Here is a 21,883-nt window from a genome sequence, read left to right as displayed (position 1 = left end):
ACAATCCCGCGCTAGCGGCGCCGGCGGTCGGGATCGCTCACGCCACGACGTGTGCGTGGTGCGCCAAGCGTGGCAGGTGCGAGGCCACGCTCCAGGCACCGGCGCCGATCACGCCGAGTCGCAGCTTGCTCATGGATCGTCCTGTCCCCACTCCGCTGCGCTACCGGCCGGCGTCACGAACCGCCGCCAGCGCGCCGTGGAGGTCGTGGTAGCGCGTCAGCTTCGCGCGGTATCCCCTGCTGGCAGATTCTTCGGGCTCGTACCGCCGACTCAGGGGGAGGCCCCGACCATCCCCGGCGCCAACGCCCGTGGCGGCACCGGCGATGAGTGCCGCACCGACGGCCGCGGCTTCCGCGCTGGCGGTCGATTCCACGGGGACCTCGAGCACGTCGGCGAAGATCTGCATCCAGACCGGCGAGCGCGATCCCCCGCCGACAGCGCGGAGCGATGTCACCGCGGCGCCCGACTCGGTGAGCCTCCCGGCCATTGCGGCGGTCTCCAGCGCCACGCCCTCCAGCAGGGCGCGGACGATGTGGCGCGTCTCGGTGGCGAACGTCATGCCGATGAGCGCCGCGGTCGCCTGCGGATCGGCGAAGGCCGTGCGCGAGCCGGCGAAGTGCGGCAGGGCAATCAGATCGGTCTCGACATCGGCCGTGCCGGCGACGATCCGGTCGTAGAACTCGTCCTCGGCGCCGGCCACCGCAGCCGCCTCCGCGGCTCCGAACCGGTCGCGGTACCAGCGCAGCACAGCGCCCCCGGCGGGGGTTCCGGCGATGGCGAGCCGCTCGCCCGGCGCCCGGTACGGGACCGTTGGCACTGAGTTCCGCCCCGACTCGTCGGCGCGCAGAACCGCCGCCAAGACCGCCACGGTCCCGAGCGACAGCATGGCACTGCCGTCATCTTCAGCGCCGATGCCGGCGCCGTATGCGGCGCAAACCTGGTCCAGCCCGCCGGTGACCAGCACTGCACCGTCGGCGAGGCCCAGCTCCCGAGCCTGCCGTGCGGCAACGGCGCCCACGACGGTCCCGGTGGGAGCAGGAGTCGGGAGCTTCCCGATGTCGAGTCCGGCGGCGTCAAGGACTTCCGGGGACCAGGAACCGCCGGCGGCATCGAAGGCGAGCGTCCGCGTCGCCATCGTGTGATCGATGACCGGTGGAAGCCCCAGACGGACGGCGCAGAGATCACCGAAGCAGGCGAGGGTGGCGGCACGGCGGTACGTCTCGGGCATCTCCCGAGCGATCCAAGACCACTTGGCGACGGAGTAGTGCGGCTGCGGCTCCACACCGCACACGGAGGTGAGCCGCGCTGCGCCGAGGGCGCCGACGAGGTGCTCGTAGCAGGCCCGGGCTCGGCCGTCGAAGGAGAGGATCGTCGGTGCCAGCGCGGCACCGGAGGCGTCAATGGGCGTCACCGCCTCGCCGAGGGTGGCGACCGCCAGGGCCCGGGGCCGCTCGGGTAGCGCCGCGGTGACCTCCCGGATGGCCGAGCAGACCGCGCCCCAGACTTCGACCGGATCCAGTTCGGCCCATCCCGGCCGCGGGGTCGCCAGGCGGTACTCGCGGTATGCGCTGAGCAGCGGCAACCCCTCGGAGTCGACCGCGACCACCTTGCACCCGGTCGTGCCGATGTCGACGCCGAGGAGCGTCACCGGCCTGTCGCCCGACCGTGCGTTCCGGCGATTCGTGTGCCGGTGCCCGAGCCCGCAGCGACGCCGGTGGAGATCATCCGGCCCGGGAGGAGCCCTCGTGAACCGGGACGTTCATTCCCTCACGCCACGATCATGTCCGCGCCGACGCGCTCGAGCGTCTGCGGCTCGCCTGCCCGCAGAGCGAGATGCATGACCTGAGCGTTGAACTCGATGCCGATGGTGCGTTCGGCGGCGTTCTCCACGGTGTCGGCGACGACGAGCAGGCCGTGGTTCTGCCAGACCACCCCGTGACGGTCGCCCATGATCTCCAGCATCTCGGCGACGAATGCCTCGTCCCGGCGGTGACGGAACGGCATGATGGGAATGCTGCCGTTGGCCGACTTCAGGCCCGTCGTCGTCACGGGCAGGATGGCCCGATTCAGGGCTCCGAAGGCGTTCACATACGGCGGCTCGGTGTGCAGCACCGCGCACACCTCGGGACGCGCCGCGTAGACGCCGAGGTGCAGGAGCGCGTCGTAGGAGGGGTCGAGGCGGCCGTCGATCTGCGTCCCGTCGGCAGCGAGCACCACCAGGTCGTCAGGCGTCATGTCCTCGTAGGGATAGGCGTGCGGGGTGATCACCACGTTGCCCGTATCGGCGTCGCGGGCGCTCAGGTTGCCCTGCGATGCCGGCATGAGCGACGACGCCGAGAGCCGCTTCATCGTCACCGTGATGCTGCGGCGCAATTCCGCCGCGACCAGGTCAGCCACAGTGCCCTCCGATCCTCGCCGGCTCACAGCGACCCTAGTTCACAGGGCTATTCGGCAACCGCCGTCCGGCGAGCGAGGCGGTCTCGCCGTCTCAACCCTCAGTCGGAGATCCGAAAGGCAGCACGTGGCAGGCCACCCGGTGCGGCAGGTCGTCGGGCGCGAGCGCCGGGTCGTCGGTCTCGCAGACGTCGGTGGCGTAGGGGCAGCGGGTCCGGAAGCGGCATCCGGACGGGATGTCGAGGGGCGAGGGAATGTCTCCCGAGATGGAGGCGGTCTCGTCGGCCGCGCCCAGCGAGTAGGGATCGGGATGGGCATCCAGCAGCGCCCTCGTGTAGGGATGCCGGGGGGTCCGGAAGACCGCCTCGACCGGCCCTTCCTCCACGATCCGCCCCAGGTACATGATGGCCACGCGGTCGGCCACGTGGGAGACGACGGCCAGGTCGTGGGCGATGAAGATCATCGCCAGGCCCAGATCGTCGCTCAGCTGGGCGAACAGGTTCAGGATCTGGGCCTGGATCGACACGTCGAGCGCGCTCACGGCCTCGTCCGCGATCAACACCTCGGGTTGCACGGCCAGCGCTCTGGCGATGGCGGCACGCTGGCGCTGCCCCCCGCTCAGCGCCCGGGGACGGCGACGCGCGAACGAACGCGGCAACCCGACCACGTCGAGGAGGTCGCCCACGAAAGCGTCCCCCTCGCGGCCGTGCACCCGGCCGGCCTCCTCGATGGCCGCCCCGATCGACATCTGCGGGTTGAGCGAGGTGAACGGATCCTGGTAGATCATCTGCATCCGTCCGTGGAGATCGCGGCGCGACTGCCCCGCGGCCTCGGTCACGTCGAGCCCGTCGAAGACGATGCTCCCCCGATCCGGCCGGTAGAGGGCGACCAGGCAACGGGCCAGGGTGCTCTTCCCGCTGCCCGATTCTCCGACGATCCCGAGCACCTCGTTCGGCAGCAGATGCAACGAGACCCCGTCGACGGCGTGAACGCGCTCGCGCGGCTTGCGGCGGATCCACTCCAGCAGTGAGCGCTCGACGGCGAACCATTTCTCCAGCGCCTCCACGACGAGAATCGGATCACCGCCGGCACCGGTGGGCAGGAGCGCGCTCATGATCGGCCCCTCGCGAACGGGCACGCCGAGAGCTGCGCCGGCGAGACGGCGGTCAACTCCATCGACACCTCGGCGCACTCGTCGCGCGCCAGCGGGCAACGAGGGGCGAAGGGGCATCCCTCCGGCAGCTTCAACAGATCCGGCGGCTGGCCCGGGATGGTCCGCAGTTCCGATCGATCCTCCGGCTCGAGCTGCGGCATGGCGTCGATGAGTGCCCGCGTGTAGGGGTGGTCCGGGCTGCTGAACAGCACATCGGTGGGAGCCACCTCCACGATGCGCCCGGCGTACATGACCGCCACACGATCGGCGGCGGTTCCGATGACTCCCATGTCGTGCGAGACCAGGATCATCGACATGTTCCGCTCGTGCCGCAGGTCCTCGAGGAGCTGCAGCACCTGGTCCTGGATCGTGACGTCGAGGGCGGTGGTGGGCTCGTCGGCCAGCAGCAGGCGCGGCTCACCGGCCAGTGCCATGGCGATCATGACGCGCTGGCGCATGCCGCCGCTCATCTCGTGCGGGTACGCCGACATGCGCCTGTCCGGCGCCGGGATTCCCACCCTCTCGAGCAACTCGATGCTCCTGGCGCGTGCCGCGGCCCGGCCCAGTCCGGCGTTGACGCGAAGGGCCTCGGAGATCTGATGGCCGATCGTGAAGACGGGGTTCAGAGCGCTGGCGGGGTCCTGGAAGATCATGGCGATCTCGCGGGCCCGGAGTTCGCGCATCTCCGCGCGGTTGAACTCCAGCACGTTGCGCCCGTCGTAGTCGATGCGCCCGCCGAGCACCGCCCCCGGATGGGGGACCATCCCCACGATGGCGCGGCACGTAACGCTCTTGCCGGACCCCGACTCGCCGACGAGCCCGAGCACCTCGCCCTGACCGACGGTCAGATGGGCGTCGTTGGCGGCGAGGACGATGCCCTCCAGCGAGGGGAAGCCGATGCGGAGCCCCTCGATGGTCAGCAGCGGCGGCGCCGAGGTCTCCGGCCCGCCGGCGCGGAGTGCCGCGTCGGTCGACGTCATCCGACCACCCCGAACTTCTGGCCGAGGCGGTCGGCCAGCGAATCGCCGATCATGCTGAAGCCGGCTCCGAGGACCACGATCACCACGCCCGGCAGCGTCGTGACCCACCACGCCTGCTGGAGGAACGACTGGCCGTCGGCAACCATGGCGCCCAGTTCCGCGGTCGGTGCCTGCACGCCGACCCCCAGGTACGAGAGCCCGGCCAGCAACAGCAGGTTCAGGACGATGTCGGCCATCGAGAACACGAGGTTCGACCTGATGAGGTTGGGAATGGCATGTCGGAGGATGACCCGCCGCGGCGAGTAGCCCAGCGTGCGTGCGGCAAGGATGAACTGCTGTTCGCGCAGTACCAGCATGTCCCCCCTGGTGAGCCGGGCGTACAGCGTCCAGCCCACGGCGAGGACGCCGATGTACACCCCCTTCAGGCCCGGCCCCAGGATCGCCACCACGGCGATCACCAGCACGATGAACGGGAAGGCGATGAAGGCGTCGATCACGCGGACCGTGATGGCGTCCACCCATCCCCGGAAGTAGCCGGCGAGCGCTCCGACGATCATCCCGAAGACCATCGGCACGTACGTGATGATGAGCACCACCACCAGGTCGAGCCGGATGGCGTAGAGCGTGCGGGTGAAGATGTCCCTCCCGAACGGGTCGGTCCCCATCCAGTGCTTCCCGGAGGGGCTGAGCAGGCGCTGGGTCAGGTCGACGGCATTGGGGTCGGCGGAAGCGATCAGAGAGGCGAAGAACCCGGCGACCGAGAGCGCGCCCACGATGGCGATCCCGATGCCCAGGGTGACGTTCGACCAGCGCCGCTCCGTCTGGGCCTGGCGCAGCAGGTCGGCCGCCTCCCCCCGGAGGCCCACGGCCCGGCGGCCCGCCCAGGCGAGGGTTCTCATTCGGCCGCCATCCCGGCTCGCACCCGCGGGTCGACCACGGCGTAGGCGGCGTCGGCGAGGATGTTGACGAGGATGACCATCGCGCCGAATACGAGGATCAGCCCCTGGATCACGGGATAGTCCCTGTTGAGCACCGACTGCACCAGCAATGCTCCGAGACCCGGCACCTGGAAGACGACCTCCACGATCACCGTGCCGCTGATGAGGAAACCGATGTTGATGGAGAGAACGCTGATCAGCGGCACCAGGGCGTTGCGCATGGCCAGCTTGCCCACCACCCGGCTCTCCCGGTAGCCCCGGGAGCGGGCAGCTTCCACGTAGTCACTGTCGATCGCCTCGATGAGGCTCGACCGCAGCGTCCGCATGAGCTGCGGGGCGAGATAGAGGCCGATCGTGAGCGCCGGCAGCGTGAGGTGCAGGAGGATCCCGCCGAACCCTTCCCCGTACCCTCCGCTGGGGAGCACGTCGAGCTGGATGGCGAACAGCAGGATCAGCATCAGGCCCAGCCAGAATTGGGGCATGGCGAAGGACACCATGCTCGTCAGGCGGACGATCTGGTCGGGCACGCGATTGCGGTAGATGGCCGAGAGGGCGCCGAGCGGCACCGAGATGATCAGCGCCAGGACCGTGGCGTACAGGAGCAGGTAGACCGAGGGCAGGAGCCGGTCGAACACGATGTCGTTCACGGGCGCCCGCTTGATGATGGACGAACCCAGATCGCCCTGGAAGGCGCGCTCCACGAACTGCACGATCTGCTGACCCATCGGGAGGTCGAGCCCGAGATCCTCGTTGACGGCGGCGATGTTCTCGGGTGTCGCCTGGAGACCCAGCATCTGCACGACCGGGTCGCCCGGTATGAGCCGGATGACCAGGAACGACACGAGGATGATGGCGGCCAGCACCCAGATGCTGTGCAGCAGCCGCCGCCCTAGGAACCCCCACATACGCGAAAACGACCTCCCGGCGTGGGTCGGGTCCCCGCGGCACGGGGACCCGACCAGTATCGCGTCGTGGCGACTACGTCGCCGTTGTCAGAGCGTCAGTTACTGAGCCAGACGTCCTCGAGGTCCCACCAGCCGTTGGGCACGACCCGGAATCCCTCGACGTGGTCGGCCACCGCGTGCACGGTGGGCAGGAAGAACAGCGTCACCCAGGGCGCCTCCTCCATGGCGATCCGCTGCACCTCCGGCCAGAGCTCGGCCCGGATCGCCTCGTCGGTCGTGAAAGCGGCCTCCTCGGTGAAACGTTCGAGTTCGTCGGGGATCTCCCAACCGGTGAAGAACCCGGCGAGGATGTTGCTCGGATCCTTGTCGTAGAACAGCAGCGCCACCTCGTCGGGCACGACCACGTCGGAGGTGAACTTGGGCAGCGGCACGCCCGATTCGTACTCCATCGTGAAGAAGCGGTCACCGAACAGCGTGCCGGTGTCGACCTCCTCGATGGACAGGTTCACGCCGATCTGCGCCCAGTCCGCCTGGAGGATGGTCCCGAGCTGCTCGTGGGCCGTCGAGCCCGACGGGTAGATGTAGGCGAGGTCGAAGCCGTCGGGCATCGACGACGCCGCCATGAGCTCCTTGGCCTTCTCGATGTCGTAGAAGTACGCCGGCAGGGTGTCGTAGTCGGAGTGGTACAGCGCCTTGGGGATCATGCTGTTGGCGATCTCGCCGACGCCTCCGTACACCGCCTCGTTGATAGCCGCCTTGTTGGTGGCGTAGTTCAGCGCCTGGCGCACGCCGATCTCGCCCAGCGGCGGGATGGTGTGGTTCAGGAACACGCCCTCGTAGCGGACGATGTCGGCGACGTGGATGCTGAAGCCCTCGCTGAGGGACAGGTCGGGGATCTGCGTCCACGGCACGCCCTCCACGAGGTCGGCGTCGCCTCCCTGGATGCGCAGGATGCGGGCGTTGTCGTCGGGGATGTAGTCGAACCGGATCTCGTCGAGATACGGCTTGCCCTCCTCCCAGTAGTACTCGTTGCGCTCGAGGGTGATGTGCGAGCCGGGCACCCATTCCTTCACCTTGAACGGGCCGGTGCCGAGCGGGTTCATCCAGTGGTCGTCGCCTTCGGCCAGCACGGCGGCCTTGTTGATGATCGATGCGGGGAACACCGAGATGTTCTCGAGGAACGCACCGACCGGGCGGTCCAGGTTCACCTGCACGGTCTGGTCATCGATGATGTCCACGCTCTCGACGCCGACGCCGAGGCTCGGGATGTTTACGCTGATCGTCGGGTCCGCGAACCGCTCCAGTGAGAACTGCACGTCCTCGGCCGTGACCGGCTCGCCGTTGGAGAACCTGGCGTTGTCGCGGATGTGGAACGTCCAGGTCATGCCATCGGGACTGGAACTCCACTCGTCGGCGATCCCCGGGCCCACGTTCGGGAGGGTGTCGGGGTCGGCTTCCACGAGGGTGTTGTAGATCTGCACCCGCACGAAGATGGACCCGTTGTCGGCCACCCCCGCCGGGTCGAGGTTCTGCGTCTCGAAGAACCGGGCGAAGGTGAGCGTCCCACCGCGCTGCGGTCCGCCCGCCGGCGCGGCGGCGCTTTCGGCCGCTGCTTCGGCTTCGGCTCGTGCTGCGTCGGCTTCGGCCTGCGCGGCGGCGGCCTCTTCGCGTGCCACGTCGGCTTCGGCCTGAGCGGCAGCAGCCTCCGAGAGCGCCTCCTCCGCGGCGGCCTGCGCGTCGGCGAGCGCCGCTTCGGCAGCAGCCATCGCCTCCACATTTCCCTCGGCGGTGGCCTGTGCCAGGTCGGCGGCAGCCTGTGCCGCCTCGGCCGCGGCGAGTGCCGCCGCAGCTGCCGCGTCCGCGGCGGCCGCGTCGGCGATGCCCGTGGCGGCGTCCGCCTGGGCACTCCGGGCCGCTGCCGCCGTGGCTTGAGCCTCTGCCATGGCGTCGGCGGCAGCGGCGGATGCGCTACTTGCCTCCGCCATTGCCGCGTCGGCGGATTCCGATGCGGAGTCATCGGCCGCGCACGAGGCGGCGATGAGCATCGGTACAGCAGCGAGCACGATCAACCGCCTCCAAAGACGGCCGTGTCGCGAATTCATGTTGATCTCCTTCCGCCAACGCCATATGCGATGCGGAGGGGCGCCTCCCCCCGTCAGCGCCAGCGGCCAGGACTGTAGTTCAACCCTTTTTCGGCCGCTAACGGGCGCCCGGCGATCTCCGCCGGAGCAACGACCCTGCAGGTGGATCATCATTTTCGACGCCCCCGGGCGACATGGCACTCGGATGAGCGACAAGAATCCAGTCACGCCACGAACTCCGGGAGATCTCAGAGATGACCGCACGCGCCACCCGACTCATCGACACGCACCTCCACCAGTGGGACCTCGACCAGTGCGCGTACGACTGGCTCGACGCCGACCTGCCACCGGTGTTCCATCAGCTGCGTCGCACGTTCCTCGTCGATGAGGCGCGGCAACACATCGAGGCCACGGGCGTGACCGAGGCGATCCTGGTGCAGGCGGAGAACAGCTTTGGCGACACGGCGGCGATGCTCACGGTGGCAGAAGCAGACAACCGAGTCGTGGCTGTGGTCGGCTGGTTCGACCTGCTGGATCCGGATGCGGCGGACGCTGCGCTCGACGGGCTGCAGTCGGCCGGGGCGGTCGTGGGAATCCGGCACCTGATCCACGACGAACCCGATCCTGACTGGGTGCTGCAACCCGCGGTCATCGAGAGCCTCGGCGTCCTGGCCCAGCACGGGATGGCCTACGACTTCGTCGGTGTGCAGCTGCGCCACTTGGAACACGTGCCCACGTTGGCGACCGCGGTCGGCGACCTCCACATCGTGATCGACCACCTGAACAAGCCGCCGATCGGAACCGACGATTTCTCCCGCTGGGTGGAGCTGATGGGAGCGGCGGCGAGCTTCCCGAACGTGTTCGCCAAGGTCTCCGGCCTGCACAACGTCACCCCGCACGCCGACTGGACGCCCGACGATCTGCGAGGCGCCTTCGATGTGGCCCTCGAGTCATTCGGTTCGAGCCGCCTGATGTTCGGCAGCGACTGGCCCGTCTGCAACGTCGGCGGTGGCTACCGGCGTCAGGCCGAGGCCTTCGAGTCGCTCATCGGGCCGCTGGACGCCGAGGACACCGAGGACCTGCGCTGGCGCTCCGCCTGCCGGGCCTACGGCCTGGACTGAGCCCAGCCGACCCGGACTGAAGCGGAGGAGGAGCCGGGACATGCCAGCACCACGCATCGCCGTCGGCGGGATCCTGACCGAGTGCAACGACTTCGGGGGCCGGCCGATCGACGTCGCCGCCTTCGAGCGATTCGAGCTCCGCTACGGCGATGACGTTCTGGAGGTCGCCGGGGGTGTGATGGGCGGGATGCTGGAAGTGCTGGTCGAGCGCGGGGCGCAACCGGTACCCCTGCTGTTCGCTTCGACGAGCCCCGGCGGTCCGCTCACCACGGAGTGCTACGAGACGCTGCGCCGCGATCTCCTGGCGGCCCTCGAGGCGGTCGTGCCGGTCGATGCGGTGCTGCTGGCTCTGCACGGCGCCGCGGTCTCCGAGACCGTGCACGACATCGAGGGTGACCTGCTGGCGCACGCCCGCTCCCTCGTCGGTCCAGACGTCCCGATCGTTGCCACGCTCGACCTCCACGCCCACGTCACCGAGGACATGGTCACCAACGCCGATGGGCTGGTCGCCTGGGAGACCTACCCCCACCGTGACGCCTACACCACCGGCCGGCGCGGCGCCTCGCTGCTCGTCGATACCGCCGTCGGCGCGGCACGTCCGACGATGGTGATGGCCAAGGTGCCGGTGCTGACGGGCGCCGTGAACGGCTCCACCGAGGGTGATGGCCCGTTCGCCGACATGATGCGCAAGGCCAAGGCGCTGGAGGAACTCCCCGATGTGCTGTCCACCAGCATGTTCCTGGTCCATCCCTTCATCGACCGCCCCGGAATGGGCAGTGGAGGGCTTGTCATCACCGACGGCGACCAGGACGGGGCACGGACGGCCGCCGTGGCGTTGGCCGAGGAGTACTGGCAACGCCGCCACGAGTTCGAACCGGACATGTCCACCCCCGCCGAGGCCGTGCGCCGGGGTCTCCTGATCGACGACAGCCCGGTCGTGTTGATGGAGACCGCTGATGCCTGTGGCGGCGGGGCAGCCGGCGACAGCGTCGCCTGTATCGCCGCGCTGGCGGATCTCGCTCCCGACGCGGTGTCCGTGGCGCCGGTCGTGGACCCCGAGGCGGCTGCGCAGTGCCACATGGCGGGTGTCGGAGCCGAAGTGACGCTCCGCCTCGGCCACCAACTCGACCCCCGCTGGGGCGATCCCATGTCGATCACCGGCACCGTCGAAGTGCTCACCGACGGCAGGTTCGTCTACGAGGGCGGCATCTGGGAGGGCGTCGTCGGAGAGATGGGCCCAACCGCCGTACTGCGCGCCGGCGGCCTACAGATCGTGATCGCCTCGCACCCCACCTATGAGTGGACCGGGGAGCAGTACACCTCGGTTGGAGTGGACGCCCACACCTCCAAGTTCGCCGTCGCCAAGAACCCGATGAACTACCGGATGGCGTACCCCGATGCTCCCGTGATCGTCATCGACTCCCCCGGACCGACGCCGGCCTCGGTGCGATCACTGCCGTTCGAGCGGATGCAGCGCCCCTTCTTCCCCCTCGACGAGGACATCGCCGGGATAGGCCCCACGGTCTTCGCCTGAGGCCGGGTCGCCGACGCGAACCGATGCGGATCATGCTACGTTTATGGCATGAATCGACACCGGATCAGCACGACAGTCGACGGGCGGCTGCTGGCGTCCGCACGGGAGTCAATGCCCGGTACCCGCGATGCGCGCCTCATGGACGAGGCGCTGGCAGCACTGTGCCGGGAACGTCGCCGAGCAGAGATCGATGAGCAGTACGAAGCCTATGACTCCGTGCCACTCGACGCCCCCGACGCCTGGGGCGACGTCGAGTCGTTCCTCAGAGCAAGACGCAGGCGGTGACGGAAACACCGCGCAACGGCGAGATCTGGTGGTGCGAGACTGCCGATCTGCCGCGCCGGCCTGTCGTCGTCCTGTCGCGTGATGCGGCGATCGGCCGGCTGAAGCGGGTCATCGTCGCTCCGTGCTCGACCCGCCTGCGAGGCCTTGCGACGGAAGTACCGCTGGAGCCCGGGGACGATCCGGTGCCGCAGCCCTGCTGCGTCCAACTCGACAGCGTGCTGAACGTGTCCGCCGGGGAGCTTACCGATCGCCTCGGTGCCCTGAGCCCCGAACGGCGGCGGCACGTCTGCACAGCGCTGGAGTTCGCGGTCAACTGCTTCTGAGCAGGACGGGCCTCGACGCACGCCTATCGACGCAACTAGAAGAAGGTGCGCACCGAGCCGACGACGTTGTGGTCGTCGTCGGTGACCGGGATGGCCCGCCAGCGTTCGAACGAGGTGCAGGGATGGCTGATCCCACACCCGACCTGGTCGCCGACTCGGAGGTCGAACCCCGGGGCGATGCGCACGAAGGCGTGCTGGTCGTTGAGTTCGAAGATCTGGAGCCCGCCGCCCACGTCGTGCATCTCGCCGGCGCGACGGATGACCTCGGGCATGGGCATGTCGACGTCGTATGAGCCGTCGCGCTTGCCGAAACCCAGCAGGGCCAGGTCGGGCTCCGGGCGGGACACCACGTAGGACCACAGCGTGAGCGCGGGGCGCAGCGCCGGGTAGGTGTCCATCGGCGCCCGCACGCCGAACGGGCCCGAGTCGGTGTACATCTTCGAGTCGTGGGTCACGTAGCCACCGGGGCGGATGACCGGCCGCACCGGTCGGCCGATGTCCCAGTCGCCGCCCAGGATGGCCACCACCCGGTCGGGGAACATGCTGCCGCCGGCGGTGACGATCACCTCGTCGAGGTGGTCGAAGTGCCCGGCGGCGGCGAGCCGATCGGTGAGCTCCCGCATGCGGACCAGGAACTCGTCGACCTCGCTGAAGTCGTCTCCACAGAAGTGCAGGATCCCCTCGTAGCCCTCCACACCGACGAGGCGCATCCGGTCGGAAGCGGCGATCCGCTCGGCCACCCGCACCGCCCCCTCGATCGTCCGGCAGCCCGTGCGGCCCGCCATCATGCCGAGCTCCACGAGGCCGTCGATAGGCCGCCCCGCGGGCCGCCCGACCAGCGCCGCCTCCATCGCCTCGACGCACTCCACCGAGTCGATGAGACAGAACAACTCCACCTCGGGATGGGCGTCTAGCTCGTCGGCCATCCAGGTGACCGCCGCCGGGTCCACCACCTGGTGGGCGATGAGGATCCGGGGAATGTCGAAGGCCCGGTAGATGCGGGCCTGGCTGCCGGTGGAGGCGGTGATGGCCCAGGCGCCCGCCTCGAGTTGCAGGTGGGACAACTCGGGAGACATGGTGGTCTTGCCGTGCGGCGCCAGCGACACGCCGCTGTCGGCGCAGAACCGGGCGACGACCTCGATGTTGTGCACCAGATCGCTGTGGGAGATCACCATCACCGGGAACATGAAGTCGTCTCCGAAGAGGTTCAAGCCCGCCGAGGCGACCGACTCGAGGTCGGCGACGCCCGGTGACAGCGGCCAGCCCTTGTACTGCCACCCGAGATCGGCGTTGGCAACGTCGTAGTGCCGGCTCCAGCCGGCTTGCTCGCTGGTCATGGCTCATTCGCTCCCTGCGTTGTCGCCCCGCAGCGCCGTGCGAGTCGCTGCTGCATGGATTCCGGCCTTCGCCGGCATGACGATCGATTCGATCCGCTGCATGACTTGGCCGGCTCTCAGGACTCCGGCGCGTAGGCCACACACTCGATCTCGACGAGGATGTTCCCGTAGATCTTCGCCCCGATCGTGGTGCGGGTGGGCGGCTCTGTCGGGAAGTACTCCAAGTAGACCTCGTTGTAGGCGGCGAAGTGGCGGTCGACGTCGCGCAGGAAGGTGTTGACCTTGACGACGTCGGACATCTGTGCCCCGGCGGCCTCGAGGGCCGTCTTGATGTTCTCCAGCGTCTGGCGGGTCTCGGCCTCGATGCCACCCTCCACGAGGGCGCCCGGTTGCCAGCTTCCGTCCTCGCCGGTCGGCGTACTACCCGGCAGAAGCCCGGCGTTGCCCGACACGAAGACGAAGTCCCCCGCCCTGATCACCGGCGACAGGAACGGATGTCCCGGCGGGCCGTCCGGGACCTCGTAGACGCGCATCATGTGCCCTCCCGAGGGTGCTCGCGGTCGGTTGGGAGACTGTAGACGCGGTGTCCCCATCCCGTACGCAGGAGGATCGGTCCCGCCTGCGGGTGTTCGCCTGCGCCAACCGGCCCGGACCCGCCCGCAGGAGGCTTCGACTACGGTCGGAAGCCGTGGGGGTCCCCCGTTCGGAGTTGTGCGAGCGCTTCCGGCGCATACCGATGACAGCAGTCTGCGACGCCATCTACCGGGCCGGAGGCCGCGAGCAGGTCCTGCCCTCGTATCTGCGGCCGCTGTTCCCCGAACAACGGATCGTCGGGATAGCCAGAACGGTCCTCGGCGTCGGGTTCGACGAGCGCCTGCCGTGGGCCGAGGGCGTCGAGCGCATCCACTCCTACCTGCGGATGTTCGACGGCATCCAGCCCGACGACGTGTTGGTGTCGGTCAACCGCGACAGCCCCGTGGGCCACTTCGGTGAACTCACCGGCAACGCCGCGCAGGTACACGGCTGCGTGGGCGTCATCCTCGACGGCAACCTCCGCGACACCGACGGGCTGCGCGACATCGGGTTGCAGGTCTTCTACCGCGACATGTCGCCGCTGAACGCCATCGGGCGCTGGGAGATGGCGGCCACGCAGGTGCCCGTGACCATCGGCGCCGTCGAGATCCACCCGGGTGACGTGATCCACGCCGACTTCGACGGCATCCTCGTGATCCCGGGTGCGGAGGCCGCCCAGGTGCTGGCGGATTCCGAGACCGTGATGGCCGGCGAGGACCTGGTGCGCGAGGACATGCGCCGCGGCCTCTCCCCCGCCGAGGGGCTCGAGAAGCACGGCTACATCTGATGGCCGCTGAGGCGGGTTACAAGGTCCTCGGGCTACCTGCCTCGTCGTTCCATCCGCCACGTTCCTGCCTCTCCGTCTCCGGTGGTCCAGTTACAAGGGCCTCGGGCTACCTGCCTCGTCGTTCCGGCGAAGGCCGGAACCCAGGCACCGGCAACGAGCAGGGCGACTGAGGACGTGAGCGGGCGCACGCCGATCCTCGTGCCGCACTCCGGCGTCGTGGAGAGCGTGATCCTCGTGGAGTGGCTTCGCGAGTCCGGTGCGCGCGTCGAGACGGGCGAGGAGGTGGTGATCGTGGAGTCGGAGAAGGCCGAGACGGCGATCGAGGCACCGGCCACCGGCACGCTGGAGATCGTCATCGAGGCCGATCCCCACGACGATGTCGAGGTCGACGTCGGGGCGACCATCGGCCACGTGGTCACATGAGCGCTCAGGACCGCTTCTCGCTCGCCGGGCGGGTCGCGCTCGTCACCGGCGCCGCCAGCGGGCTGGGCCGGGCCATCGCCGCCGGGCTCGCCGAGGCGGGCGCCCGGGTGCGCTGCGTCGATCGCGACGCCGCCGGGAACGACGAGGCGGCTCGATCGATCGGGGAGAACGCGGACGCCGTCACGGCAGATGTGACCGACGCCGCTGCCGTCGCCGCCGCCGTCGACGGGTTGGTGGCCGAGGCCGGCCGGATCGACGTACTCGTGAACAGCGCCGGCGTCGGGGGACGCTCCCCCGCCGTGGACTACCCCGAGGACCTGTGGGACTCGGTCATGGAGATCAACCTGCGGGGCACCTATCTCGCCTGCCGGGCGGCAGGGCGCCACATGGTGGCCGCGGGCTCGGGGTCGATCATCAACATCGCCTCTGTCGGCGGCCTGGCCGGGTTCCCGGGCAGCCTCGGCTACCAGGCCTCCAAGGGCGGGGTGGTGGCACTGACCCGGACGCTCGCCATCGAATGGGCACCGCAGGGCGTGCGGGTCAACGCCATCGCCCCGTCGCAGTTCGAGTCGGCCATCGTGCTGGCCCAGTGGGAGAAGGAGCCCGACATGCGGGCCGACTGGGAGTCGCGCACGCCACTCGGGCGGATCGGGCAACCCGACGAGATCGTGGGTCCTGCCGTGTTCCTGGCCTCCGAGGCCGCGGCGATGGTGACCGGGCACATCCTGGCCGTCGACGGCGGCTACCTGGCCCAGTGAGCAGCCGAGCGGCCCCGCCACGCCAGCCGGGTCGGGCGAGGATGCGGCCCGGTGAGCCCGGTGAGCCCGCCGAGCCGCCGAGCCAGGCCCGCCGGTCCGGCCGGGGAGACCACTCCGCGACCCCGCCGGCCGCTGTCGGCGCGTACCGCGACGTCCGAGACGGAAGGATGAAGTGAGCCCGCCCGCCTGTCCTGCGACGCTCACCGGCCTCACCGATGCGGCCGCTCGGGACATTCACCGCACGATGGTCCGCATCCGCGTCTTCGAGACACGCGTCACGGAGTTGTTCGCAGCAGGGAAACTCCCTGGGTTCGTACACACGTACCTCGGCCAGGAAGCGATCGCCGCGGCGATCTGCCAGAACCTCCGGGACGACGATTACGTCACCTCCACCCACCGGGGCCACGGCCACGCCATCGCCAAGGGCATGCGTCCCGACCGGCTGATGGCCGAGTTGTTCGGCAGGGAGACGGGCGCCAACGCCGGCAGGGGCGGCTCGATGCACGTGGCCGACTTCAGCCTCGGCATGCTCGGCGCCAACGGCATCGTGGGCGGCGGGTTCGGCATCGCCGCCGGCGCCGGACTCTCGGCGTTGCGCCGCGGCTCGGGGCAGGTGACGGTCTGCTTCTTCGGCGACGGCGGCATCAACAAGGGCACCTTCCACGAGGCGCTCAACTTCGCCGCGGTGAAATCTTTGCCCGTCGTCTTCGTCTGCGAGAACAACCAGTACGCCCAGTTCACGGCCATCAGCCGCACCTCTGCGGTGCAGGACCTGGCGATCCGTGCAACCGGCTATGCCATGCCCGGGACGACCGTCGACGGCAACGACGCCGGCGCCGTGTACGCCGCTGTCGGCGCGGCCGTCGAGGCGGCCCGCGGCGGCGTCGGTCCGTCGCTGCTCAACTGTGTCACCTACCGCCACAGCGGCCACTACGTCGGCGACGCCGAGGTCTACCGTGACGACGCCGAGGTGGAGCGGTGGAAGGCGGCCGATCCGATCACCCGGCTGGAGGAGGCCCTCACTGCGGCGGGGTGGCTGGACGCCGCCGGCGTGGAGTCGGTCTGGGCGGCCGCCCGGGCCGAGACCGCTGCGGCCGAGGAGTTCGCCGCGACCTCGCCCGACCCTGCGCCCGAGACCGCGCTGCGCTACGTCTACACCGACGACCCTCGGGGGACGCTGGCGTGAATCTCCAGACGATGCGCTCCGCCGGCTCGGCAGGGGACGCCGCCACCCCGGCGGCATCCTCCGCCATTCCGGCGAGAACGTCCGTCACCCCGGCGAAGGCCGGGATGCACCTTCCAGCGGCACGGCGGTCCGTTCGCGCCGATCTCCCGGCACACCCCGAGGTCCGCCTGTGAAGCGGATGTCGTTCGGCCAGGCCACTGTGGACGCCACCCGCCTCGCCATGCGGGAGGACGAGCGGGTGATCGTGCTGGGCGAGGACATCAGCTGGGGCGGCAACTTCGGGCAGTTCCGGGGCCTGCTCGACGAGTTCGGCCCCGACCGGATCATCGACATGCCGATCTCCGAGGCGCTCATCATGTCCGCCGCCGTCGGCGCGGCAATGACGGGCCTGCGACCGGTGGCGTCGATGAGCTTCCTGGAGTTCACGATGGGCGCCATGGACGAGATCGTCAACCAGGCCGCCAAGATGCGCTACATGTCCGGCGGCCAGGTCAGCGTGCCGCTGGTCCTGCGGGCCTCCGACGGCATCCTGCGCTCGTCCGCCGCCCAGCACTCCGGAAGCCTGGAATCCTTGTTCACCCACATCGCCGGGCTGAAGGTGGTGGCGCCATCCAATCCAGCCGACGCCAAAGGCCTGTTGCGCTCGGCCATGGATGACGACGACCCGGTCATCTACCTCGAGAACAAGTCGATCACCGCCAAGCGGGGCCCGGTGCCCGAGGGCGACCATCGAGTACCGCTGGGCTCGGCCTCGGTGGCCAGGGAAGGCACCGACGTGACCCTGATCACCTACTCGGCCATGACACTGCGGGGCGCGGACGCGGCAGCCACCCTCAACGACGAGCACGGCATCGCCGCCGAGCTGATCGACCTGCGCAGCCTGTGGCCGCTTGACTTCGAGACCGTGGTCGCCTCGGTGTCCAAGACCGGCAGGGTCGTCATCGCCCACGAGGCCTGGCTGACCGGCGGCTACGGGGCCGAGCTCTCCGCCCGCATCGGCGAGGAACTGTTCGCGGACCTGAAGGCCCCCGTCGTCCGCGTCGGCGCCGCCCGGGCTCCCATCCCCTTCAGCCCACCCCTCGAGGGCGCCGTCGTACCCGGCACCGACGCCATCGTGGACGCCGCTCTCCGGGCCCTGACCCAACAGCTCCCGGCCGGGTAACCCTGAGAGCGTGCGGGGATCGGCTCTGACCAGCCGCTTTGCAGTCGACTGCAGCGGCGCGAATCGCATCGCCGGAGCCTGGATTCCGGCCTTCGCCGGAATGACGGGGGTTCACGACTCGGAATCCTCGGTCGGTGGTGGCGGGTGCAGTTCTCGGTTTTCGAATGCCGCGTCTTGGCGGGAGTTCACGGCTCGGAATCCTCGGTCGGTGGTGGTGTCCTGTCCGAGCACGCTCTACAGACCTTCGACCGTCACGTCGGCCGCACAGGCCGCGAGTGCGCGCAGATCACCGAGGTCTGTCGTCAGAACGGAGCCGCCCGGCTCGGCGACGGCCACGACGAGCGCGTCGACCGCAGAGCCACGCCCGGACCGGGACCGGAGTCGGGCCGCTCGCCTGGCGACGCGCTCGTCGACGCGTTCGAGGACGTCGCACGACTTGAGCAGCCGATTCGTCGGCGCGTCCCTGCCCGGGTCACCCTGCAGACACTCCACGAGCACCGGCGTCGGGACCACCGGCGGCCAGAGACCCTCCTGGCGCAGCGCCTCGATCAGCGCCGCCGCACGAAGCGACCGGCCGGCCAGGAACGAGACGGCGCCGGCATCGAGGACCAAGGCCAATCAGCCCGCCCTCCGGTCAGCGCGGCGAGCCAGCCGCTCGGCCAACTCCCGCGCCCACGCGGTCTGCGCAGCGTCCGGGGTTCCCACCTCTGCGAGCAGCTCCGACAGGTACTCCTCTCCTGCTCGGGCCAGCTGGCGGCGATGGAGTTCGACACGCACAGCCTCCTGCAGAAGTTCCGAAGCGGGAAGGTCGTGTGCCTTCACCTCGGCGTGAAGATCCTCGGGCAAGTACACCTGCATCCTCGGCATACGCCTAAGTATACGTAGTTCGCGCGACGCTAGGCCACGCCTCGGCTACTCCGGCTTCGGAGCGGAGACGAGGGAGAAGAACTTCTCGTCCTGGATCACGGCCGGCGAGGGGAACGCCACCTTGGAGTGGCTGAGACCCAGCAGAACCATCGCCTCGGCCATCTTGATGGCGACCGGGCCGGGGTTGATCACCGGGGCATCCAGATGGCGAGCGAGGTGGTCGGCAGCCTGGTGCATGGTCGTGGAGCCGAGCAGGATCACATCCGCGCCGTCCTCGGTGATGGCGAGCCGGGCCTCCTCGGTGAGACGGGGGAAGACCGTCTCCTCCTTGCCGCTCAGCAGTTCCTCCATGTCGGGGCGGATGCCGGCCGCGCGCACCGAGGCACAGTGCCCCCAGAGGTGGTAGGTGTCGAGGTTCTTCTCGTACAGGTGGCGCCACTGGTCCCACATCGTGATGATCGAGAAGCGCCTCCCCAGCATGATGGCGACCGCGTAGGAGACCAGCCCGGGGCCCAACACGGGAATGGACAGGCGCGAGCGCAGCGCCGCCAGCCCCGAGTCGGACACGGTGTCCATCACGACGGCGTCGTAGCCCTCCTCCTCGGCGCGCAGGCCCGCCTCGACGATGTACATCTCGAAGATGAGGTCCTCGTAGTAGCAGTCGACCAGCGTGGCAGTGTTCCGCACCGGCACGCACTCCACGTGGGTGCCCTCGCCGAGCAGATCGCTGGGAACCTGAGCGGATCGGATGTCCTGACCCACCTCGAAAGGGAACGGAATGATGTACTTGATCCGCATACCCGGCAGTCTGACGCCTCCCCGCGCCCGCTGCCAATCCGGGGAGTACTGTTCGGCTGGGGGACCGAACACCCTGCGTCGGCCGGGGGACCGAACACGCCCCGACCGTCATCCCGGCGCAGGCCGGGATCCAGAGAATCCGGGGAGTACTGTTCGGCGGCGGGGCCGAACACCCTGCGTGCGGGCCGATCCGAGGGGGGTTGACGATGTCGAATCTGGATGTCCTGTGGCAGCCGCTGGAGGTGGGCGCCACGACCCTCAAGAACCGGGTGATGACCAGCGCGCACAGCCTCGCCTACAGCAAGGACCACGTCCTCAGCGACCGGCACATCGCCTACTACCGCGAGCGGGCCAAGGGCGGCCTCGCCCTGCTGATCAGCGAGCAGCACGCCGCCCACGAACTCAGCCTGGGCTCGTTCTACAACTGCATCACGGCCTGGGAGGAGCGCTGCATCCCCCAGATGGAGCGCCTGGCCGAGACCGTCCACGAACACGACTGCGCCATGTTCATCGAACTCGCCATCATGGGCGTGCAGGACAAAGGCCACATGTTCTCGCCCTGGCATCCCCTCTGGGGCGTCTCCCGGGTGCCGTCGGTGATCCACAACGAGATCCCCCACGTGGTCGGCAAGCGGGAGATCCGCTCGCTCATCGAGGGCTACGTGCAGTCGGTCCGCAACGTCAAGCGCTCGGGGCTCGACGGGGTGGAACTGCACGGCGCCCACAGCTACGGCATCGCCCAGTTCCTCAGCCCGTTCTACAACCGCCGCACCGACGAGTACGGCGGATCGGTGCGCAACCGCTGCCGGTTCGCCATCGAGGTGGCCGACGCGGTCCGCTGCGAGGTCGGCGACTTCACGATGGGCATCCGCCTGTCGTTCGACGAGTTCGCCGGCGAGGCCGGCATCACCGGCGAACAGAGCGAGGAGATCCTGGACATCCTGGCCGAGACCGGCCACTTCGACTTCTTCGACCTGTCGGGGGGCAACTACCACAACCTTCACCTGGCGGTTGCACCCATGTCGGTCCCCGACGGCTTCATGATCCCCTTCGGCAGGCGCGCCAAGGAGGTGGTCGGCGACCGCGCCAAGGTGTTCATCGTCGGGCGGATCCGGCATATCGACATGGCCGCCGACATCGTGGCGAACGGTTGGGCCGACATGGTCTGCATGACCCGCGCCCACATCACCGACCCCGCGCTCGTCCGCAAGGCCCAGGAAGGGCGCAAGCACGAGACGCACATCTGCGTCGGCGCCAACGAGTGCATCCTGCGCAACTTCCAGCAGCGCGACATCTTCTGCATGGTGAACCCGGTCACCGGGCGGGAGGCGGAATGGGGCGAAGGGTCGCTGAAAGCGGTCGCCAGCGAGCGCGCCAAGAAGGTCGTGGTCGTGGGCGGCGGGCCGGCCGGCATGAAGAGCGCGGCCGTGGCCGGCAGGCGCGGCCACCGGGTGGTCCTGTTCGAGCGGTCCGACGAGCTCGGCGGCCACATCAACCTCATCAAGCACCTGCCGACGCGCACGGCCTGGCAGGACGCCATCGACAACCTCCTGACGGAGATGCGCACCGGCGGCGTGGAGGTGCGCACGGGCGTCGACGTCACCCGGGAGCTGCTGGACGGCGAGGCCCCCGACGCGGTCGTCTGCGCCACCGGATCCACCTGGGACTGCACCGGATTCAGCGTCACCCGCACCGACCGGGACGAACTGCCGGGCGCCGACCAGGACAACGTCGTTGACATCGGCTCTGCCATCGTGGCGGCCCTGGAAGATCCCGCCGCCCTCGGCGGCAGCGTGCTGATCGTGGACGACACCGGCGAGTACCTGCCCCTCGGGCTCGCCGAACTGCTGGCCGACCATGGGGCCTCCGTCGAGGTGGTCTGCCCCCGCGCCGTCGTCGGCGAGAACGTCGCCGGCGCCCTCGAGGGGAGCCACATCTATCCCCGCCTGGAGGGCAAGGGCGTGCGTCTCACGGCCAACGCGTTCGTCGAAGCCGTGAACGGCGCCGAGGCCGAGGTGTACAGCATGTGGGGAGGCTGGCGCCGCAGCGAGACGGTGGACACCGTGGTGCTCAGCCTGCTGCGCACGCCCAACGACGCGTTGTTCCGCGAGATCGAGGGCGCCTACCCCGCCGTGCACCAGGTCGGTGACGCCGTTGCCCCCCGGCGCACCATCATCGCCATCTACGAGGGCGAGAAGGCCGGACGCGAGATCTGACCGGCCCGCCGCCAGCCCACGACAGGCCAGCGCTGGATTCCGGCCTTCGCCGGAATGACGTC

General features: G+C 69.4%; 22 protein-coding genes. 10 read left to right on the top strand and 12 right to left on the bottom strand.

What is annotated here, in order from left to right; genetic code table 11:
* Window positions 1-160: 160 nt before the first annotated feature.
* The 7 genes from OXG55_02930 to OXG55_02900 all read right to left on the bottom strand — a co-directional run bounded on the left by OXG55_02930 (window position 161) and on the right by OXG55_02900 (window position 8,433).
* Window positions 161-1,648, bottom strand: a complete 1,488-nt coding sequence (locus OXG55_02930; protein MCY4102212.1) for an FGGY family carbohydrate kinase — start codon at window positions 1,646-1,648, stop codon at window positions 161-163.
* Window positions 1,649-1,767: 119 nt separating this feature from the next.
* Window positions 1,768-2,397 carry a class II aldolase/adducin family protein gene (locus tag OXG55_02925; GenBank protein ID MCY4102211.1) on the bottom strand — a complete coding sequence of 210 codons (630 nt, stop codon included), beginning with the start codon at window positions 2,395-2,397 and terminating at the stop codon, window positions 1,768-1,770.
* Window positions 2,398-2,488: 91 nt separating this feature from the next.
* The gene (locus tag OXG55_02920; protein MCY4102210.1) at window positions 2,489-3,508 is read right to left on the bottom strand and encodes an ABC transporter ATP-binding protein; all 1,020 of its coding nucleotides are present in this window, start codon (window positions 3,506-3,508) and stop codon (window positions 2,489-2,491) included.
* Window positions 3,505-4,527, bottom strand: coding sequence for an ABC transporter ATP-binding protein (locus OXG55_02915; protein MCY4102209.1), 1,023 nt, complete (start codon window positions 4,525-4,527; stop codon window positions 3,505-3,507). The genes OXG55_02920 and OXG55_02915 overlap by 4 nt, the downstream gene beginning before the upstream one ends.
* Window positions 4,524-5,426 carry an ABC transporter permease gene (locus OXG55_02910; GenBank protein ID MCY4102208.1) on the bottom strand — a complete coding sequence of 301 codons (903 nt, stop codon included), beginning with the start codon at window positions 5,424-5,426 and terminating at the stop codon, window positions 4,524-4,526. Before OXG55_02910 ends, OXG55_02915 begins: the two co-directional genes overlap by 4 nt.
* A complete protein-coding gene (locus OXG55_02905) occupies window positions 5,423-6,370 on the bottom strand; it encodes an ABC transporter permease (GenBank protein ID MCY4102207.1) in 948 nt (315 codons plus the stop codon). Before OXG55_02905 ends, OXG55_02910 begins: the two co-directional genes overlap by 4 nt.
* Before the next feature lie 95 nt (window positions 6,371-6,465).
* On the bottom strand, window positions 6,466-8,433 hold the full coding sequence (locus tag OXG55_02900; protein ID MCY4102206.1) for an ABC transporter substrate-binding protein: 1,968 nt from the start codon (window positions 8,431-8,433) through the stop codon (window positions 6,466-6,468).
* Window positions 8,434-8,705: 272 nt separating this feature from the next.
* On the opposite strand from OXG55_02900, the gene OXG55_02895 reads away from it, so the two are divergent.
* From OXG55_02895 to OXG55_02880, 4 genes are read left to right on the top strand one after another with little or no spacing between them, the layout of a single operon-like run.
* Complete coding sequence (locus tag OXG55_02895) at window positions 8,706-9,572, top strand: amidohydrolase family protein (GenBank protein MCY4102205.1); 867 nt, start codon at window positions 8,706-8,708, stop codon at window positions 9,570-9,572.
* Between the two features lie 40 nt (window positions 9,573-9,612).
* Window positions 9,613-11,106 carry a M81 family metallopeptidase gene (locus OXG55_02890; protein ID MCY4102204.1) on the top strand — a complete coding sequence of 498 codons (1,494 nt, stop codon included), beginning with the start codon at window positions 9,613-9,615 and terminating at the stop codon, window positions 11,104-11,106.
* Between the two features lie 48 nt (window positions 11,107-11,154).
* Complete coding sequence (locus OXG55_02885) at window positions 11,155-11,391, top strand: antitoxin MazE5 (protein ID MCY4102203.1); 237 nt, start codon at window positions 11,155-11,157, stop codon at window positions 11,389-11,391.
* Window positions 11,388-11,714, top strand: a complete 327-nt coding sequence (locus OXG55_02880; protein ID MCY4102202.1) for a type II toxin-antitoxin system PemK/MazF family toxin — start codon at window positions 11,388-11,390, stop codon at window positions 11,712-11,714. The genes OXG55_02885 and OXG55_02880 overlap by 4 nt, the downstream gene beginning before the upstream one ends.
* Window positions 11,715-11,749: 35 nt before the next feature.
* On the opposite strand, the gene OXG55_02875 is transcribed toward OXG55_02880, so the two are convergent.
* On the bottom strand, window positions 11,750-13,051 hold the full coding sequence (locus OXG55_02875; GenBank protein MCY4102201.1) for an alanine racemase: 1,302 nt from the start codon (window positions 13,049-13,051) through the stop codon (window positions 11,750-11,752).
* A gap of 116 nt (window positions 13,052-13,167) precedes the next feature.
* Window positions 13,168-13,584, bottom strand: a complete 417-nt coding sequence (locus OXG55_02870; protein MCY4102200.1) for a RidA family protein — start codon at window positions 13,582-13,584, stop codon at window positions 13,168-13,170.
* Window positions 13,585-13,739: 155 nt separating this feature from the next.
* Here OXG55_02870 and OXG55_02865 point away from each other — a divergent pair, with 155 nt between their 5' ends.
* From OXG55_02865 to OXG55_02845, 5 genes are all read left to right on the top strand, one after another.
* Window positions 13,740-14,411, top strand: a complete 672-nt coding sequence (locus OXG55_02865) for an RraA family protein (GenBank protein MCY4102199.1) — start codon at window positions 13,740-13,742, stop codon at window positions 14,409-14,411.
* Between the two features lie 174 nt (window positions 14,412-14,585).
* Window positions 14,586-14,834 (top strand): lipoyl domain-containing protein, encoded by a 249-nt coding sequence (locus OXG55_02860; GenBank protein ID MCY4102198.1) that lies wholly within the window; start codon window positions 14,586-14,588, stop codon window positions 14,832-14,834.
* Entirely contained in the window at window positions 14,831-15,592 is a 762-nt protein-coding gene (locus OXG55_02855) for a glucose 1-dehydrogenase (protein ID MCY4102197.1), read from the top strand. Before OXG55_02860 ends, OXG55_02855 begins: the two co-directional genes overlap by 4 nt.
* A 244-nt stretch (window positions 15,593-15,836) precedes the next feature.
* Window positions 15,837-16,778: a thiamine pyrophosphate-dependent dehydrogenase E1 component subunit alpha gene (locus OXG55_02850; GenBank protein ID MCY4102196.1), complete on the top strand. Its 942-nt coding sequence runs from the start codon at window positions 15,837-15,839 to the stop codon at window positions 16,776-16,778.
* Between the two features lie 178 nt (window positions 16,779-16,956).
* On the top strand, window positions 16,957-17,940 hold the full coding sequence (locus tag OXG55_02845; GenBank protein MCY4102195.1) for an alpha-ketoacid dehydrogenase subunit beta: 984 nt from the start codon (window positions 16,957-16,959) through the stop codon (window positions 17,938-17,940).
* Between the two features lie 234 nt (window positions 17,941-18,174).
* On the opposite strand, the gene OXG55_02840 is transcribed toward OXG55_02845, so the two are convergent.
* From OXG55_02840 to OXG55_02830, 3 genes are read right to left on the bottom strand one after another with little or no spacing between them, the layout of a single operon-like run.
* Window positions 18,175-18,558 carry a hypothetical protein gene (locus OXG55_02840; protein ID MCY4102194.1) on the bottom strand — a complete coding sequence of 128 codons (384 nt, stop codon included), beginning with the start codon at window positions 18,556-18,558 and terminating at the stop codon, window positions 18,175-18,177.
* Complete coding sequence (locus OXG55_02835; protein MCY4102193.1) at window positions 18,559-18,807, bottom strand: hypothetical protein; 249 nt, start codon at window positions 18,805-18,807, stop codon at window positions 18,559-18,561.
* A 45-nt stretch (window positions 18,808-18,852) separates the two neighbouring features.
* Window positions 18,853-19,605: an aspartate/glutamate racemase family protein gene (locus tag OXG55_02830; GenBank protein MCY4102192.1), complete on the bottom strand. Its 753-nt coding sequence runs from the start codon at window positions 19,603-19,605 to the stop codon at window positions 18,853-18,855.
* A gap of 206 nt (window positions 19,606-19,811) precedes the next feature.
* Between OXG55_02830 and OXG55_02825 the strand changes: the two genes are divergently transcribed.
* The gene (locus OXG55_02825) at window positions 19,812-21,821 is read left to right on the top strand and encodes an FAD-dependent oxidoreductase (protein MCY4102191.1); all 2,010 of its coding nucleotides are present in this window, start codon (window positions 19,812-19,814) and stop codon (window positions 21,819-21,821) included.
* Window positions 21,822-21,883 lie beyond the last annotated feature (62 nt).

The organism is bacterium (assembly GCA_026708055.1).
GTDB lineage: Bacteria > Actinomycetota > Acidimicrobiia > Acidimicrobiales > CATQHL01 > VXNF01.
The sequence above is the reverse complement of the archived record's forward strand: the minus strand, read 5'-3'. Positions and strand labels throughout refer to the sequence as shown.